Here is a 15,126-nt window from a genome sequence, read left to right as displayed (position 1 = left end):
TGCTGGTGAGAGACCCTATGAGCGCAATGAACAGCCTTCGCGGTGACGCCCAGGACGGCCTTGGTGTGGCAAAACCGAAAATCCTCATCGTCGATGATCGCTGGGAAAACCTGCTTGCCACCGAAGCCCTGCTGAAACCGTTGGGCGCAGATATCGCCACGGTCGATTCCGGGGAAAAGGCGCTCGACCTGGTGCTGAAGGAAGATTTCGCCATCGTCCTGCTCGATGTCCAGATGCCAGTGATGGATGGGTTCGAGACGGCCCGCCTGATGAAAACCCGGCCGTCGATGCAAAATGTACCGATCATCTTTGTGACCGCCATCAGCAAGGAAGATCATTTCGCCACTGAAGCGGCCGAGATTGGCGCGGTGGATTACATCTTCAAGCCGATCAATTCCGATATTCTGAAGAGCAAGGTCAAGGTCTATCTCGACCTCTACACCCAGCGACAGCAGATCCTGCAACTGAACGCCCATCTGCGCCAGTCGAACGAGGAACTGGAGCGTTTCGCCTATGTCTGTTCGCACGACATGCAGGAACCGGTCCGCATGATGAACGCCTATGCCGGCCTGCTGGCCGAAGGTGTGGCCGGGCAACTTGACGAAACGGCCCTGGGCTATGCTGAATATATCCGCGACAATGCCGTCCGTGTACAGACGATGATCCGCGACATCCTTAATTTCTCACGCATCGGCCGCGAGGAAGTGAAGCTCGAAACGGTCGATTGCCAAAAGGTTTTTGATGGGCTGATGCCGGATTTCGCCGATATCGTCGCTGAAAAGCAGGCGCGGGTGACCGCCGCCGGCCTGCCGGTGATCAGGACCAGCCCCACCCTGATGCGTGTCCTGCTGCAAAATCTGGTCGGCAATGCGCTCAAGTTCCAGGACGGCAGCCGGATGCCGGAAATCTCTGTATCCGCCCGCAAGGAGGGTAAGGCCGAGAGAGCATTTTGGCGCTTCGATGTGGCGGATAACGGCATCGGCATAGATCCGGTGTTCCATGAGCGCATTTTTCAGGTCTTCCAGCGCCTGCACAGCTTCGATGACTATATCGGCACCGGTATCGGCCTTTCGACCTGCCGCAAGTTCGTGCGCTTGTGTGGCGGTGATATCAGCCTGCGCTCGAAGCCGGGCGAGGGCAGCGTGTTCAGCTTTACCCTGCCGGATAAGGGCGTGTAGACCGCATTGAATCTTTATCGCGGAAACCGGACCTTTCGCCCGACTGCGTCATCCGGAGAGTCGTTATGAAGCCCAATCGCCTGATATTTCCGCTCGCCGTGGCCGGCGGCGCTTTCCTGGCCCTGACCGCCTGCGCCAGCCTGGTGTCCGGTGGCCCGGTCGGCAATGCGACGGTGCCGCAGCCCGCCAAGCCGGTTGATACGATGCGCTATGTCGGCCTGTGGTACGAAATCGGCCGTTACGAGAACCGCTTCGAGACAGACTGCGAAGGCGTGACCGCCGAATACCGCAAGCGAGACGACGGCGGGATCGATGTCATCAACACCTGCCGCAAGGGCAGTGTGACCGGGCCCGTAAAAACCGCGCACGGCAAGGCCAAAATTGTGCCCGGCAGTGACAATGCCAAGTTAAAGGTCTCATTCTTCGGCCCCTTCTATGTCGGTGATTACTGGGTGCTCGACCATGCGGATGACTATGCGTGGTCGATCGTCGGCGAGCCTTCCGGCCGTTATCTGTGGCTGCTCAGCCGCACCGCCCACCCCGACGAACTGACGCGCAATACCATTGAGGCTCGCACCCGTGCGCTTGGCTATGACTGGTCCATGGTGCGGATGACGCAGCACTGATTGCGACGTTTCTTACAGCCAGCCGTCCTGTTTCAGGGCCTTGGCGTAGCCGCGGCTGACTGGTGCGATGAGTCCGTCCTTCAGCGTGAAACTGACGCGTCCGCTGGCGCGGATCGTGTCGGTGACGGCGGCTTTGGCCACCCACCAGGACCGGTGCGTCTGCGAGCCCTCGATGCCGTCCAGTTCGCGGATGGCATCGTAAAGCCGCATCAGGATTAGGGTGTCGCCGGCGGAGGTATGGACGCGCAGGTAATGGTCCTCGGCCTCCAGGGCGTGAATCTCGGCGTGGCGGAATTTGAACGGCAGACGTTCGCGGAAAACCACGCCGGGTTCAGTCTGCACATCCGATGCAAAGGCGTGACTCTGGGCGGGTGTGCCGTTGATCAGAACGTGCAGCGCGGCCATGGCCACCGTGATCACCAGGACGGGCTCCACCAGACGCACGAGTCGTGCCGGTTCGAGCGCATGATCGCTGTTGAAGGCCGCCGTCACCAGCCAGACCATGACACAGATCAGCGGCGTGGTGATGGCGATCATGACCGCTATGGTCTGCCACAGGTTCAGGCTGGCAAAGCGGTCGAGCATCCGGCCGGTTACCTGCGCGATTAGGGTGCCGAAAACCATCAGGATTAGCCAGTAAGGGAAGCGGATCAGCAGCGGCACGCTGCCCGTGCCGTTGGCGGCCGTGAAGGTGAGCAGCAGCGCCATGCCGAGCGCTATGCCGTAGGTGCGCAGCCAGTATGGGCCGACTATGGCCATGATCAGGCGTGTCACTGACGAAGCGCCAGTGGCAGGGGGCGGCGTTTCACGAATAAGGTCGGGCAATTCACGCATGGGGCCGGGCATCCAGAACTGAGCCATGTCTTATGGGGCATCCGCTTTTCAAAGGCCATCCCATTTTACGGACCCCCCGCATGACATTCCTCGACCATTATGCCCATCCACACCTGCCAAACCTGGCCCTGATCGGCGAGGTTCCGCCGGTGATCCAGATTCACCTTCTGGCGGCGCTGGCGGCTTTCGTGATCGGCACCATCCAGATATTCGGCCCCAAGGGCACCGGCCTGCATCGTATTCTTGGCTGGACATGGGTGATCTTCATGATGACCGTGGCGGTCTCTTCGCTTTTTATCAAAATCATCAATCACGGCCAGTTCAGCTTTATCCATATCCTGTCGGGCATTACCCTGGTGGCTGTGCCGGTGCTGGTCTATGCCGCGCGGAAAAAGGATATCCGGACGCATCGCAAACAGGCGATCAACCTCTATGTCGGCGCCCTGCTGGTGGCTGGTCTCTTCACCTTTCTGCCCGGACGCCTGATGTGGCAAATGGTTTTTGGCTGAGCCTTTAATCGTATACTTTTTTTGCGGTGCGGCGACCATAGTCTGACAACGCTGTCGCCTTGGCCAGTATTGCGTTAGCGCTACCATTGTTTGTGCGGCAAGCGAAAAGTCACGCAATCAAAATCACGCCGATCATCAAATTTATGTGTGTGAGCGGTTGCACACAGACGCGCGGCTCTCTATAAAGCGGCCCGATCACTTAGGACGGACAACGGAGTTCGCCCTCTCATCAGGGCCGGTCGCGCCAATTTCGGTTGGCATGGCGGGCGCTTCCCTAAGTTCTGCAAATTGCCAAGATCGGTTCCATGAACATTCACGAGCATCAAGCCAAGGCCGTCCTCAAAGAGTTCGGCGTTGCCGTTCCGCGCGGATATGCCGCCTTCTCCCCCGACGAGGCCCTGAAGGCCGCCAAGACCCTGGCTTCGGAAGCCGGCTCCAAGGTTTTCGTCGTCAAATCGCAAATTCACGCCGGCGGACGCGGCAAGGGCCGCTTCGAGGGCCTGGGCCCGGATGCCAAGGGTGGCGTCCGCGTCGTCAAGTCGCCGGAAGATGTCAAGGCGAATGCCGACGAAATGCTCGGCCGCGTGCTGGTGACCCACCAGACCGGTCCGGCCGGCAAGCAGGTCAACCGCCTCTATATCGAGGAAGGCGCCGACATCGCCAAGGAACTGTACCTGTCGCTCTTGGTCGACCGCGTGTCTTCCAAGGTCTCGGTCGTCGCCTCGACCGAAGGCGGCATGGACATCGAAGACGTGGCGCACAATACGCCGGAGAAGATCCATACCTTCACCATCGACCCCGCTACCGGCGTGTGGCCAACCCACACCCGTGCGCTGGCCAAGGCGCTGAACCTGAAGGGCGATGTCGCCAAGCAGGGCGCCAAGCTTCTCCAGCAATTGTACACGGCGTTCAACGCCAAGGACATGGATATGCTGGAAATCAACCCGCTGATCATCACGGGTGATGAAAAGCTGATCGTGCTCGACGCCAAGGTGTCGTTCGACTCGAACGCCCTGTTCCGCCATCCGGACATCGTCGCCCTGCGTGACGAAACGGAAGAGGACCAGAAGGAAATCGAAGCTTCGAAGTTCGACCTCTCCTACATCGCCCTCGACGGCGAAATCGGCTGTATGGTCAACGGCGCCGGTTTGGCCATGGCCACGCTCGACATCATCAAGCTCTACGGTTCCGAGCCAGCCAACTTCCTCGATGTCGGCGGCGGCGCGACCACCGAGAAGGTCACTGCGGCCTTCAAGATCATCACCTCCGATCCGAAGGTGAAGGGCATCCTGGTCAATATCTTCGGCGGCATTATGAAGTGCGATATCATCGCGCAGGGCGTCATCGCCGCCGTCAAGGAAGTGGGCCTGAAGGTGCCGCTAGTGGTTCGCCTCGAAGGCACCAATGTCGAACTCGGCAAAAAGATCATCAACGAGAGCGGCCTCAATGTTATCGCCGCCAACGATCTGGCCGATGCGGCCGCCAAGATCGTCAAGGCTGTGAAGGGTTAAGTCACAATGTCCGTTCTTATCGATAAAAACACCAAGGTCATCACGCAGGGCTTCACCGGCGCGCAGGGCACCTTCCACTCCGAACAGGCCATCGCCTACGGCACCCAGGTCATGGGCGGCGTCACGCCGGGCAAGGGCGGCCAGACCCATATCGGCCTGCCGGTCTTCGACACCGTCGCCGAAGCCAAGGACCGCACCGGCGCCACCGCCACCGCCATCTACGTGCCGCCACCCTTCGCCGCTGACTCGATCCTGGAAGCGATCGAAGCCGAGATGGAACTGATCGTCTGCATCACCGAAGGCATTCCGGTGCTGGACATGGTCAAGGTCAAGAAGGCCCTGCAAGGCTCCAAGTCGCGCCTGATCGGTCCGAACTGCCCTGGCGTGCTGACGCCGAACCAGTGCAAGATCGGCATCATGCCGGGCAATATCTTTTCGGCCGGTTCGGTCGGCGTTGTCTCGCGCTCGGGTACACTCACCTATGAAGCCGTGTTCCAGACCACCAATGCCGGCCTGGGTCAGACCACCGCTGTTGGTATCGGCGGCGACCCGGTCAAGGGCACCGAGTTCATCGACGTCCTGGAAATGTTCCTGGCCGACGAAGCCACCAAGTCGATCATCATGATCGGCGAAATCGGCGGTTCGGCCGAAGAAGAAGCGGCGCAGTTCCTGCGTGACGAAGCCAAGCGCGGCCGCAAGAAGCCGATGGCCGGCTTCATCGCCGGGCGTACTGCCCCTCCGGGTAGAAGAATGGGCCACGCCGGCGCCATTATCTCCGGTGGCAAGGGCGGTGCGGAAGACAAGATCGCCGCCATGGAGGCCGCGGGCATCAAGGTCGCCCCGTCTCCGGCGGCGCTCGGCGAAACGCTTCTGAGTGTTTTAAAGGGTCTTTAAATAGTCTGATTTATGCCCCAGTGCCTTATGGCCCTGGGGCATATTTTCGTGTAATAGGGTTATTGCTGCACGGCTCTTTCGTGCACACATAAAGAACCGGACTGTGGTGTCGTTATTGGCCACGGTCCAAATCGTCCTCAAGCCCTAAGGGTGGTTGGACACTACATATTGCGAAAGGGAGACGGTGTCGTAATTGGCCGTCTCGATGGTTGCACACATGGCGGACGATTCTAGTCGGCTCAATCAGGTCTTTGCCGAGACCTCGTTTCTCTACGGCACAAACGCGATCTTCATCGAAATGATGCAGGAACGCTGGGCGCAGGACCCCAATTCGGTGTCCCCCGAATGGCGCGCCTTCTTCGATTCCCTCATGGACCGTCCGGAAAACGTCGCCGCCAATGCCGCAGTCGGCGGTTGGGCGAACCCTGTCAATACGCCGCGCGACGAACTGATGTCGGCGATGGATGGCGTCTGGCCGGCCGTGCAGGCCAAGGTCGAAAAGGCCATCGCCGCCAAGACGCCGGGCGTTTCGCCGGCTGACCTGCAGGCCGCCTCGCGCGATTCGATCCGCGCCCTGATGCTGATCCGCGCCTTCCGTATCCGCGGTCACCTGCAATCGAACCTCGATCCGCTGGGTCTGGAGCCGGTGCATCAGAACCCGGAACTGACGCCGGAATACTGGGGCTTCACCGCCGCCGACATGGACCGCAGCATCTTCATCGATGGCGTGCTGGGGCTGGAATCGGCCACCCTCAAGGAAATCATCGCCATCGTGCGCCGCACCTATTGCGGCAATGTCGGCGTCCAGTACATGCACATCGCCGACCCGGCCGAAAAGGCCTGGGTGCAGGAACGCATCGAAGGCCGCGACAAGGAAATCTCCTTCACGAAGGAAGGCAAGGTCGCCATCCTGAAGAAGCTGATCGAGGCCGAGGGCTTCGAGCGCTTCTGTCACCGCCGTTTCCCCGGCACCAAGCGCTTCGGTCTCGATGGCGGTGAAGCCATGATCCCGGCGCTGGAACAGATCATCAAGCGCGGCGGCGCGCTCGGTGTGAAGGACATCATCTTCGGCATGGCCCACCGCGGCCGCCTGAACACCCTGACGGCGGTCATGGGCAAGTCTTACCGCGCCATGTTCCATGAGTTCCAGGGCGGGTCTTCCCTGCCGGCCGATATCGAAGGCTCGTCGGACGTGAAATACCACATGGGCGCCTCTTCGGACCGCGCCTTTGACGGCAACACGGTCCACCTGTCGCTGACCGCCAACCCGTCGCACCTCGAAATCGTCAATCCGGTCGTGCTCGGCAAGACGCGCGCCAAGCAGGCGTTCCACCTGCGCGGCCAGACCGACGCGGCGACCCTGGCTTCCGAAAAGGGCCCGGATCGCGGCATGGCCATGGGCCTGCTGATCCACGGCGACGCGGCCTTCGCCGGCCAGGGCGTCGGCATGGAATGTCTCGCCCTGATGGACCTGAAGGGCTACCGCACCGGCGGCACCCTGCACTTCGTCATCAACAACCAGATCGGCTTTACCACGGCGCCGCGCTATTCGCGCTCGTCGCCCTATCCGTCGGACGTGGCCCTGATGGCCCAGGCGCCGATCCTGCACTGTAACGGTGATGATCCGGAAGCCGTGGTCTTCGCCGCCAAGATGGCGACCGAGTTCCGCCAGAAGTTCGCCAAGGACGTGGTCATCGACATGTTCTGTTATCGCCGCTTCGGCCACAACGAAGGCGATGACCCCACATTCACCCAGCCGCTGATGTATGCCAAGATCAAGGACCATCCGTCGACGCGCGAACTCTATTCGTCGCGCCTGATCGCCGAGGGCGTGCTCACCCAAGCCGAGGTCGATGGCTTCATCGCCGAGTTCGACAGCTTCCTCGATGCCGAATTCGAAGCCGGCAAGACCTACAAGGCCACCAAGGCCGACTGGCTGGACGGCAAGTGGTCGGGCCTCGGCCTGCCGGAAGAAGACGAACGCCGCGGCTCCACCTCCGTGCCGCGCGCCAAGCTGGTTGAACTCGGCACCAAGATCACCACGATCCCCAATGATGTCGACGCTCACAAGACCCTGCGCCGCGTCATGGAAGCCCGCCGCCAGATGATCGAGACCGGCGAGAACCTCGACTGGGCCACCGCCGAGTCGCTCGCCTTTACCTCGCTGCTGGATGAAGGCTTCCCGGTTCGTTTGTCGGGCCAGGATTCGATCCGCGGCACCTTCTCGCAGCGCCACTCGGCCTTTGTCGACCAGCGCACGGAAAACCGCTACTTCCCGTTCAACCACATCCGCGACGGCCAGGCCCTCTATGAAGGCATCGATTCGGCCCTGTCGGAAGAGGCGGTGCTCGGTTACGAATACGGCTACTCGCTGGCCGATCCGAATACCCTGACCCTGTGGGAAGGCCAGTTTGGCGACTTCGTCAACGGCGCCCAGGTGGTCATCGACCAGTTCATCTCTTCGGGTGAACGCAAGTGGCTGCGCATGTCGGGTCTCGTCATGCTGCTGCCGCACGGCTACGAAGGCCAGGGGCCGGAGCACTCCTCGGCTCGCCTGGAGCGCTTCCTGCAAATGTGCGCCGAAGATAACATGCAGGTCGCCAACTGCACGACGCCGTCGAACTACTTCCACATCCTGCGCCGCCAGATCCACCGGCCGTTCCGCAAGCCGCTGATCCTGATGACGCCGAAATCGCTGCTGCGCCACAAAAAGGCCGTCTCGTCGCTGTCGGAGATCGCCGAAGGTTCGTCCTTCCACCGCGTGCTGCACGATGACGCCGAGCGCAGGCCCGAGGTTTCCGGCATCAAGATCGCCGCTGATGACAAGATCCGCCGCGTGGTGCTGTGCTCCGGCAAGGTCTATTACGACCTCTTGGAAGACCGCGAAAAGAAGCAGATCAAGGACGTCTATCTGATGCGCCTTGAGCAGTTCTATCCGTGGCCGATGAAGTCGCTGATGACCGAACTGGGCCGCTTCAAGAATGCCGAGCTGGTCTGGTGCCAGGAAGAGCCGAAGAACATGGGCGGCTGGACGTTTGTCGAACCGTGGCTGGAACTGACGCTCGATCGCCTGAACATCAAGGCCAAGCGCGCCCGTTATGTCGGTCGTCCGGCCTCGGCCTCCACCGCCGCCGGCACGATGAGCCGCCACCTCAAAGAACTCGAAACCTTCTTAAATGAAGCCTTCGCCTAAGGGCGGAGGTTTCCTTTCACGTTTCTCATTCCATTCGCTGAACAGCACACAAAAATTCAAAACTGGAGCCTGACCTATGGCTGACATCCTCGTTCCCGTCCTGGGAGAATCCGTAACCGAAGCCACCATCGCCAAGTGGACGAAAAAGTCCGGCGAAACCGTCAAGAAGGACGAAATTCTCGTCGAGCTGGAAACCGACAAGGTCTCTCTCGAAGTGGCCTCGCCTTCGGATGGCGTCCTGCAAATTCTTGTCGGTGAAGGCGAGACCGTGACGCCCGGCGTCGTACTCGGCACGGTGGGTGGCGCTGGCGCCGCTGTGGCCGCCCCGGCTGCCAAGCCTGCCGCCGCCGCTCCAGCGGCTGCGCCTGCCGCGGCACCGGCTGGCACTCCCGCATCCGGCAACCTGATTGAGGTCAAGACTCCGGTCATGGGGGAATCGGTCGCCGAAGGCACGATCAGCACCTGGTCGAAGAAGGCCGGTGACGCCGTGAAGAAGGATGAAGTCCTGGTCGAGATCGAGACCGACAAGGTCGCGGTCGAAGTCTCCGCCCCCGCCGATGGCGTGCTGGTCGAGATTGTCGCCGCCAATGGCGCCACGGTCACGCCGGGCCAGACCATCGCCCGCATCTCGACGGACGGCAAGGCCGCGGTCGTTGCTGCGGCGCCTGCCGCCGCACCCGCCGCCGCTCCTGCCGCCGCTGCCTCGGCAGACAAGCCGCTGTCGCCCGCCGTTCAGCGCATCGTGTCGGAAACCGGCCTAGACCCGAACAGCGTTTCGGGCACCGGCAAGGACGGCCGCATCACCAAGGGCGACGCCCTGGCTGCCCTCTCGACCCCGGCTCCGGCCGCTACGGCCCCGGTTCCGGTGGCTGCCGCTGCTGCCCCGGTCGCGCCGCGCGCCACCGGTCCGCGCGAAGAACGCGTCAAGATGACCCGCCTGCGCCAGACCATCGCCCGCCGTCTGAAGGAATCGCAGAACACGGCCGCCCAACTCACGACCTTCAACGAGGTCGACATGACCACCGTCATGGCCCTGCGCAACACCTACAAGGATGCCTTCGAGAAGCGTCACGGTGTGAAACTCGGCTTCATGTCGTTCTTCGCCAAGGCCGTTGTCGCCGCCCTGAAGGACATTCCCGCGGTCAATGCCGAGATCGACGGCACCGATATCATCTACAAGAACCACTATGACCTCGGCATCGCCGTCGGCACCGAAAAGGGCCTGGTCGTTCCGGTCCTGCGCGATGTCGATACCCTGTCGCTCGCCGGTATCGAAAAGGGCATCGCCGCGCTCGGCAAGCAGGCCCGCGACGGCACGCTCACGATCGACCAGTTGCAGGGTGGCACCTTCACCATCACCAATGGCGGCATCTACGGCTCGCTGATGTCGACTCCGATCCTCAACATGCCGCAGGTCGGTATCCTGGGGATGCACAACATCGTGCAGCGTCCGATGGTGGTGAACGGCCAGATCGTCGCCCGCCCGATGATGTATCTGGCGCTGTCCTACGATCACCGCATCGTCGATGGCAAGGAAGCGGTGACTTTCCTGGTTCGCATCAAGGAAGGTCTGGAAGACCCGCAGCGCTTCATCCTCGACGTCTAAGCAACGATATTTGAGTGCGTTTGGCCCGCCGTCATGGTAATCCGTGACGGCGGGTTTTTCGTTGTGGAATGGTGCGTATGAAGCGTCTGTTCGTCGTATTGCTGTTCACCGGTCTGACCGGCTGCCTGACCGTCCCGCGTGATGCCACCGTGCTCAATGAAGCTGCGGCGGCCAGTGTGCCGGAATTTCCCAATGCCCGTTTCAATGCCGATGATCCCAGCCTGGCCGGCCGTCTGGAAACAGATATGCGCGCGACAGCGGCTAAAACGCCTGCCACCGGTCCTTATCAAATACTGGCGCTCTCCGGCGGCGGAGCAGATGGTGCGTTCGGTGCCGGGGTGCTGATCGGCTGGACCAAACGGGGCGACCGGCCGCAGTTCAATGTCGTGACTGGTGTCTCGACCGGCGCCCTGATCGCGCCGTTTGCTTTTCTCGGCCCGGACTATGACGCTCGCCTGCGCGATGCCTATACCAGCGGCGCGGCGGCCAAGCTGACCCACAAGCGCGGTCTCTATGCCGCCTTCACGCCGGGCATTTTCCAGGCCGGCCAACTGCGCGATCTGGTGGCGCGTTATATCGATGACGACCTGCTGACCGCCATTGCCCGCGAGCATCTGAAGGGCCGGCGACTGTTCGTCGCCACCACCAATCTCGACAGCCAGGAAGGCGTGGTCTGGGATCTCGGTGCCATTGCGCTGGAAGCCCAGACCCATCCCTATAAGCGGGAAGCGGCGCGGGAACTGTTCTGCAAGGTACTGGTCGCCTCGGCCAGTGTACCGGGCGCCTTTGCGCCGGTGATGATCGAGACCGATACGGTCGGCGACCAGAACCCGGACGCCATGGGCCCGCAAGGTCACCCGCTGCAGGAAATGCACGTCGATGGCAGCGTCACCCTGCCGTTCTTTATCCTGCCGGAATCGATGCTCGACTGGACCGTGCCGGCCGATCTGCGCCACGGCGGCCATGTCTATGTGCTGGTTAATGGCAAGATCAATCCGGCCTATGCGGTAACTAAGAATAATGCCGTCACCATTGCCGCCCGCAGCCTGGAAACCATCACCAAGGCGCAGGCGCGCGTCACCCTGGTAGCGCTGAAAGCCTTTGCCGAGCGCAATGATCTCAGCATGTCGGTGACGGCCATGCCGGATGACTTTATCGATGGCGGAATGCTGGCCTTCGATACCGAAAGCATGAACAAGGTCTTTGACAAGGGCTACGCTGTTGGGCTGTCGCCGCAGAACTGGGCCGATAAATAAGCCACAGTTGCAGGACTGGCCAATGCCCGTCCTTTGGGTTAAGGTCGTCTTAACCATAAACCCGTGGACAGGTGACAGGATGAAGTATGTAAGGGGCTTCCTCGTACTGGTGGTGATTGTCTATGTCGCCTGGATCGCTTTCCCGGTCGCTAAAGCCTTCCTGTTTCCGCCGGTCGATAACGGCCCGACGATCACGGCGCGCTCGATGGATTCCACCGATTATTCCGGCGGCTTCAACGCGCCGATGCCTGGTGAACAGGCTGCGCCGCTGACCGATTCCATCCAGGGCGATACGGCGGTGACGGCGATCGTCACCGACAACCAGCCGGTGGTCTGGCTGTGGGGGGCGGTGATCACGCTTTACCTGCTGGCGGCCTTTCTTCATGCCAACGGCAATTTCCGCGCCGCCTTCATTTACATGCTGGGTTTCGCGGCTGACCTGATCCTGACCTACCTGACCAATGGCGACCGCAGCCTGGGCCTGGCTGACAAGCTTTTCAATGTGCTGTCCGGCTGGGATCCGCGCTATACCCTGACCCTGGTGGCTCTGGTTCTGGGCTTTTTCATCTACATGTCGCGCTTCCGGCCCATACCGAAGGCCGGGCGCGCCGCGCTGTCCTGATCCGGGGCGCAAAAAAGTCCTTAAGCCTTGCGTAATTGACTTGACCCGAAGGGGCGAGGCTCCTAGCTAACGCTCAACAGATTTCCTTATGTGAGAGGGCTTTCGCATGGCTGACGACAATTTCGACGTAGTGATCATCGGCGGTGGTCCCGGCGGCTACAATGCGGCTGTGCGCGCCGGCCAGCTTGGCCTGAAAACCGCCATCGTCGAGTCGCGCGGCGTGCTGGGCGGCACCTGCCTGAACGTCGGCTGTATGCCCTCGAAGGCCCTGCTGCACGCTTCGGAACTGTTCGAAGCCGCCGGTCATGAGTTCAGCACGATCGGTATCGATGTGCCGGCGCCGAAGCTCAATCTCGTCCAGATGATGAAGGCCAAGCAGGACAGCGTCACGGCGCTTACCAAGGGCGTCGAGTTCCTGATGAAGAAGAACAAGGTCACCTACTATGCCGGTTTCGGCAAGATCGCCGGCCCCGGTAAGGTCGTGGTCGCTGGTAATGACGGCAGCACCTCGAACCTGACTACGAAGAACATCGTCATCGCCACCGGTTCCGAGCCGACCCCGCTGCCGGGCGTTGATGTCGACCAGAAGCAGATCGTCGATTCCACCGGCGCCCTGTCGCTGTCCGCCGTGCCGAAGTCGCTCGTCGTCGTCGGCGCCGGCATTATCGGCCTCGAACTGGGCTCGGTCTGGCGCCGTCTCGGTGCGCAGGTGACGGTGGTCGAGTTCCTCGACCGCATCACGCCGGGCATGGATACTGAAACCGCCACCGCCTTCCAGAAAACGCTGACCAAACAGGGCTTCACCTTCAAGCTCGGCACCAAGGTCACCTCGGCCAAGACCGGCGTCAAGGGCGTGGAACTGACGCTGGAGCCCGCCGCCGGTGGCGCACAGGAAAAGCTGAGCGCCGATGTGGTGCTGGTTGCCATCGGTCGCCGTCCGTTCACCAAGGGCCTCGGCCTGGAATCGGTGGGTGTTACGCCGGATCAACGCGGCTTTATCCCGACCAACCACTTCAAGACGGCCGCGCCGGGCGTCTGGGCCATCGGCGACGTGATCCTGGGGCCAATGCTGGCGCACAAGGCGGAAGAAGATGCGGTCGCCTGTATCGAACTGATCGCCGGCAAGGCCGGCCACGTTGATTACAACCTGGTGCCGTCGGTCGTCTATACCTCGCCGGAAGTGGCCTGGGTGGGCCAGACCGAAGAGCAGGTCAAGGCATCGGGCGTGGCCTACAAGACCGGCAAGTTCCCCTTCATGGCCAACAGCCGCGCCAAGATCAATCATGAGACCGAAGGCTTCGTGAAGTTCATCGCCGATGCCAAAACCGACAAGGTGCTGGGTGTTCACATGATGGGCCCGCAGGTTGGCGAAATGATCGGTGAAGCCTGCGTGCTGATGGCCTTTGGCGGCGCATCTGAAGACCTGGCCCGCACCTGCCACCCGCACCCAACGCGCTCGGAAGCGGTCCGTCAGGCGGCCATGGGCGTCGAAAACTGGACCATGCAGATGTGACTTACGGGGTTTGGGGCACGTGGCCCCATAAACCTTGCTTTTCAAAGAAAAACCCGGCCCTGGAAGGCCGGGTTTTTCTTTGAAGGGGAAAAGACTTGGGGCCACAGGCCCCAAACCCCATAAAATTAATGCTGCAGGTTCGCTTTGCCAAATTTGCCGACATCCGGCTGATCGCCGGTCACCAGCGTCTTCAAATAGGCCAGGCCCATGATGACCGGGCCGGGGCCATGCCAGAATTCGGCGTCCTCGGCTTCAAAGCGGATCAGGACCAGGTGCGGATCGTCCTTGCCTTCCGGGAACCACGCCTTATTGGCGTCGTTCCAGTATTCGTCGATCACCGCGCGGTTGCGTTCCAGATAAGCCTGGCCGGAGACGGATACATAGGCCTGCTTGCCATTATCAGCATAGGTGAGCAGGGCATGTGAATTGTGCTCGATCTCGTGGGCCTTGCGGCTGTCGTCGGAGGTGAAAAACCACAGAGTGCCGTCGAACGCGTCGTGCGAATCCTTCAGGTTCTGGGCGATCATCGGCCGGGCGTGGAAGATGCGGCCGGAGTCGTCGGTGGTGGCCAGTTGCGCCACCCGGATATCCTTGATCAGCGACCAGATTTTTTCGCGCGCCTCGGCGCCATGCAGTGTGTCCATGTGAACCTCCTTGGCCATGTAACGTCCTAAAAGAGGCTCACCATGGGCTTCGGGTGATAAGGATACGATCAGCGATTCCAAATCCCGATATCGGGATTTGGCAAAGGTGGCTGCCTGCCAGAGCCTATGCGAGGCGCCCGCGCGGCCTCTGAGCGCTCAAGGCTTCTGATAAACTTTGACGTAGTCGATCTGGAAGGTTTTCGGAAAGATGGTGTAATCGACCGCCCCCGGCCAGTCGCCGCCGATGGCCAGGTTGAGCAGCAGGAATTGTGGGTCGTCGAAGGGCCATTGGTCGTGGCCGGCATGGGCGTTGGTATAGGTCTGGTAGACCGTGCCATCGACACCGATCTCGATCTTTTCGGCCGTCCAGGTCATTTGATAGATATGGAAATCGGTACAGGCCGTGGGCACGGAAATATGCGCGCCGCCGGTGACGCCGGTATTGACCGTCTGCTGGTTATGGATCGTACCGTAGATGGTGGTGTCGGAATTGACCTGCTCCATGATGTCAATTTCGCCGGCGCCGGGCCAGGAACCGTTTTCCCCCAGCATCCAGATGGCCGGCCAGGTGCCCTGGCCGCACGGCAGCTTGGCGCGGGCCCCGAAATAACCGTAGGTCCAGCTCTTCTTGCCCTGGGTGATCAGGCGGGCGGAAGTATAATGTTGGCCGCCATATCGGCGGCGGCGGTCAGATCTTCCTTGCGCGCGGTGATCGACAGGATGCCGTCGGAGATACTGGA

The 15,126-nt window shown here is 61.3% G+C and carries 13 protein-coding genes; 10 read left to right on the top strand and 3 right to left on the bottom strand.

The genetic code is table 11. The annotated features are described in order from the left end of the window. The first annotated feature begins 17 nt into the window (after positions 1 to 17). Complete coding sequence (locus tag BLO49_RS08675) at positions 18 to 1,178, top strand: sensor histidine kinase (protein ID WP_245678951.1); 1,161 nt, start codon at positions 18 to 20, stop codon at positions 1,176 to 1,178. Positions 1,179 to 1,243: 65 nt separating this feature from the next. Next, the gene (locus tag BLO49_RS08670; RefSeq protein WP_090647078.1) at positions 1,244 to 1,804 is read left to right on the top strand and encodes a lipocalin family protein; all 561 of its coding nucleotides are present in this window, start codon (positions 1,244 to 1,246) and stop codon (positions 1,802 to 1,804) included. A 12-nt stretch (positions 1,805 to 1,816) separates the two neighbouring features. On the opposite strand, the gene BLO49_RS08665 is transcribed toward BLO49_RS08670, so the two are convergent. Then, the gene (locus BLO49_RS08665; protein ID WP_090647402.1) at positions 1,817 to 2,638 is read right to left on the bottom strand and encodes a LytTR family DNA-binding domain-containing protein; all 822 of its coding nucleotides are present in this window, start codon (positions 2,636 to 2,638) and stop codon (positions 1,817 to 1,819) included. 80 nt (positions 2,639 to 2,718) lie between these two features. On the opposite strand from BLO49_RS08665, the gene BLO49_RS08660 reads away from it, so the two are divergent. The 8 genes from BLO49_RS08660 to lpdA all read left to right on the top strand — a co-directional run bounded on the left by BLO49_RS08660 (position 2,719) and on the right by lpdA (position 13,742). After that, positions 2,719 to 3,147 carry a DUF2306 domain-containing protein gene (locus tag BLO49_RS08660; RefSeq protein WP_090647075.1) on the top strand — a complete coding sequence of 143 codons (429 nt, stop codon included), beginning with the start codon at positions 2,719 to 2,721 and terminating at the stop codon, positions 3,145 to 3,147. 305 nt (positions 3,148 to 3,452) lie between these two features. Then, on the top strand, positions 3,453 to 4,658 hold the full coding sequence (gene sucC / locus BLO49_RS08655) for an ADP-forming succinate--CoA ligase subunit beta (protein WP_090647073.1): 1,206 nt from the start codon (positions 3,453 to 3,455) through the stop codon (positions 4,656 to 4,658). 6 nt (positions 4,659 to 4,664) lie between these two features. Continuing rightward, the gene (sucD, locus tag BLO49_RS08650) at positions 4,665 to 5,552 is read left to right on the top strand and encodes a succinate--CoA ligase subunit alpha (RefSeq protein WP_090647070.1); all 888 of its coding nucleotides are present in this window, start codon (positions 4,665 to 4,667) and stop codon (positions 5,550 to 5,552) included. A 217-nt stretch (positions 5,553 to 5,769) separates the two neighbouring features. Next, on the top strand, positions 5,770 to 8,745 hold the full coding sequence (locus BLO49_RS08645; RefSeq protein WP_090647399.1) for a 2-oxoglutarate dehydrogenase E1 component: 2,976 nt from the start codon (positions 5,770 to 5,772) through the stop codon (positions 8,743 to 8,745). Between the two features lie 76 nt (positions 8,746 to 8,821). Further along, the gene (odhB, locus tag BLO49_RS08640) at positions 8,822 to 10,351 is read left to right on the top strand and encodes a 2-oxoglutarate dehydrogenase complex dihydrolipoyllysine-residue succinyltransferase (protein ID WP_090647066.1); all 1,530 of its coding nucleotides are present in this window, start codon (positions 8,822 to 8,824) and stop codon (positions 10,349 to 10,351) included. A 77-nt stretch (positions 10,352 to 10,428) separates the two neighbouring features. Beyond that, positions 10,429 to 11,607, top strand: a complete 1,179-nt coding sequence (locus tag BLO49_RS08635; RefSeq protein WP_245678950.1) for a patatin-like phospholipase family protein — start codon at positions 10,429 to 10,431, stop codon at positions 11,605 to 11,607. Between the two features lie 79 nt (positions 11,608 to 11,686). Then, positions 11,687 to 12,229, top strand: a complete 543-nt coding sequence (locus BLO49_RS08630) for a hypothetical protein (protein WP_090647061.1) — start codon at positions 11,687 to 11,689, stop codon at positions 12,227 to 12,229. 106 nt (positions 12,230 to 12,335) lie between these two features. After that, entirely contained in the window at positions 12,336 to 13,742 is a 1,407-nt protein-coding gene (gene lpdA / locus BLO49_RS08625; protein ID WP_090647058.1) for a dihydrolipoyl dehydrogenase, read from the top strand. A gap of 125 nt (positions 13,743 to 13,867) precedes the next feature. Here lpdA and BLO49_RS08620 read toward each other — a convergent pair whose 3' ends face one another. Beyond that, complete coding sequence (locus BLO49_RS08620) at positions 13,868 to 14,386, bottom strand: pyridoxamine 5'-phosphate oxidase family protein (protein ID WP_090647395.1); 519 nt, start codon at positions 14,384 to 14,386, stop codon at positions 13,868 to 13,870. A gap of 156 nt (positions 14,387 to 14,542) precedes the next feature. Next, positions 14,543 to 15,028: a glycoside hydrolase family 16 protein gene (locus BLO49_RS18600; protein ID WP_245678960.1), complete on the bottom strand. Its 486-nt coding sequence runs from the start codon at positions 15,026 to 15,028 to the stop codon at positions 14,543 to 14,545. Positions 15,029 to 15,126 lie beyond the last annotated feature (98 nt).

The sequence above is a fragment of the Asticcacaulis taihuensis genome, from assembly GCF_900100255.1.
GTDB classification, from domain to species: domain Bacteria; phylum Pseudomonadota; class Alphaproteobacteria; order Caulobacterales; family Caulobacteraceae; genus Asticcacaulis; species Asticcacaulis taihuensis.
The sequence above is the reverse complement of the archived record's forward strand: the minus strand, read 5'-3'. Positions and strand labels throughout refer to the sequence as shown.

Bases quoted from the DNA above. Each gene is read 5' to 3' on its own strand.
- BLO49_RS08645 (WP_090647399.1), top strand. From the start codon at position 5,770: ATGGCGGACGATTCTAGTCGGCTCAATCAGGTCTTTGCCGAGACCTCG.
- sucC (WP_090647073.1), top strand. From the start codon at position 3,453: ATGAACATTCACGAGCATCAAGCCAAGGCCGTCCTCAAAGAGTTCGGC.
- odhB (WP_090647066.1), top strand. From the start codon at position 8,822: ATGGCTGACATCCTCGTTCCCGTCCTGGGAGAATCCGTAACCGAAGCC.
- sucD (WP_090647070.1), top strand. From the start codon at position 4,665: ATGTCCGTTCTTATCGATAAAAACACCAAGGTCATCACGCAGGGCTTC.
- BLO49_RS08630 (WP_090647061.1), top strand. From the start codon at position 11,687: ATGAAGTATGTAAGGGGCTTCCTCGTACTGGTGGTGATTGTCTATGTC.
- BLO49_RS08660 (WP_090647075.1), top strand. From the start codon at position 2,719: ATGACATTCCTCGACCATTATGCCCATCCACACCTGCCAAACCTGGCC.
- BLO49_RS08635 (WP_245678950.1), top strand. From the start codon at position 10,429: ATGAAGCGTCTGTTCGTCGTATTGCTGTTCACCGGTCTGACCGGCTGC.
- BLO49_RS08675 (WP_245678951.1), top strand. From the start codon at position 18: ATGAGCGCAATGAACAGCCTTCGCGGTGACGCCCAGGACGGCCTTGGT.
- BLO49_RS08665 (WP_090647402.1), bottom strand. From the start codon at position 2,638: ATGCGTGAATTGCCCGACCTTATTCGTGAAACGCCGCCCCCTGCCACT.
- lpdA (WP_090647058.1), top strand. From the start codon at position 12,336: ATGGCTGACGACAATTTCGACGTAGTGATCATCGGCGGTGGTCCCGGC.
- BLO49_RS08620 (WP_090647395.1), bottom strand. From the start codon at position 14,386: ATGGACACACTGCATGGCGCCGAGGCGCGCGAAAAAATCTGGTCGCTG.
- BLO49_RS08670 (WP_090647078.1), top strand. From the start codon at position 1,244: ATGAAGCCCAATCGCCTGATATTTCCGCTCGCCGTGGCCGGCGGCGCT.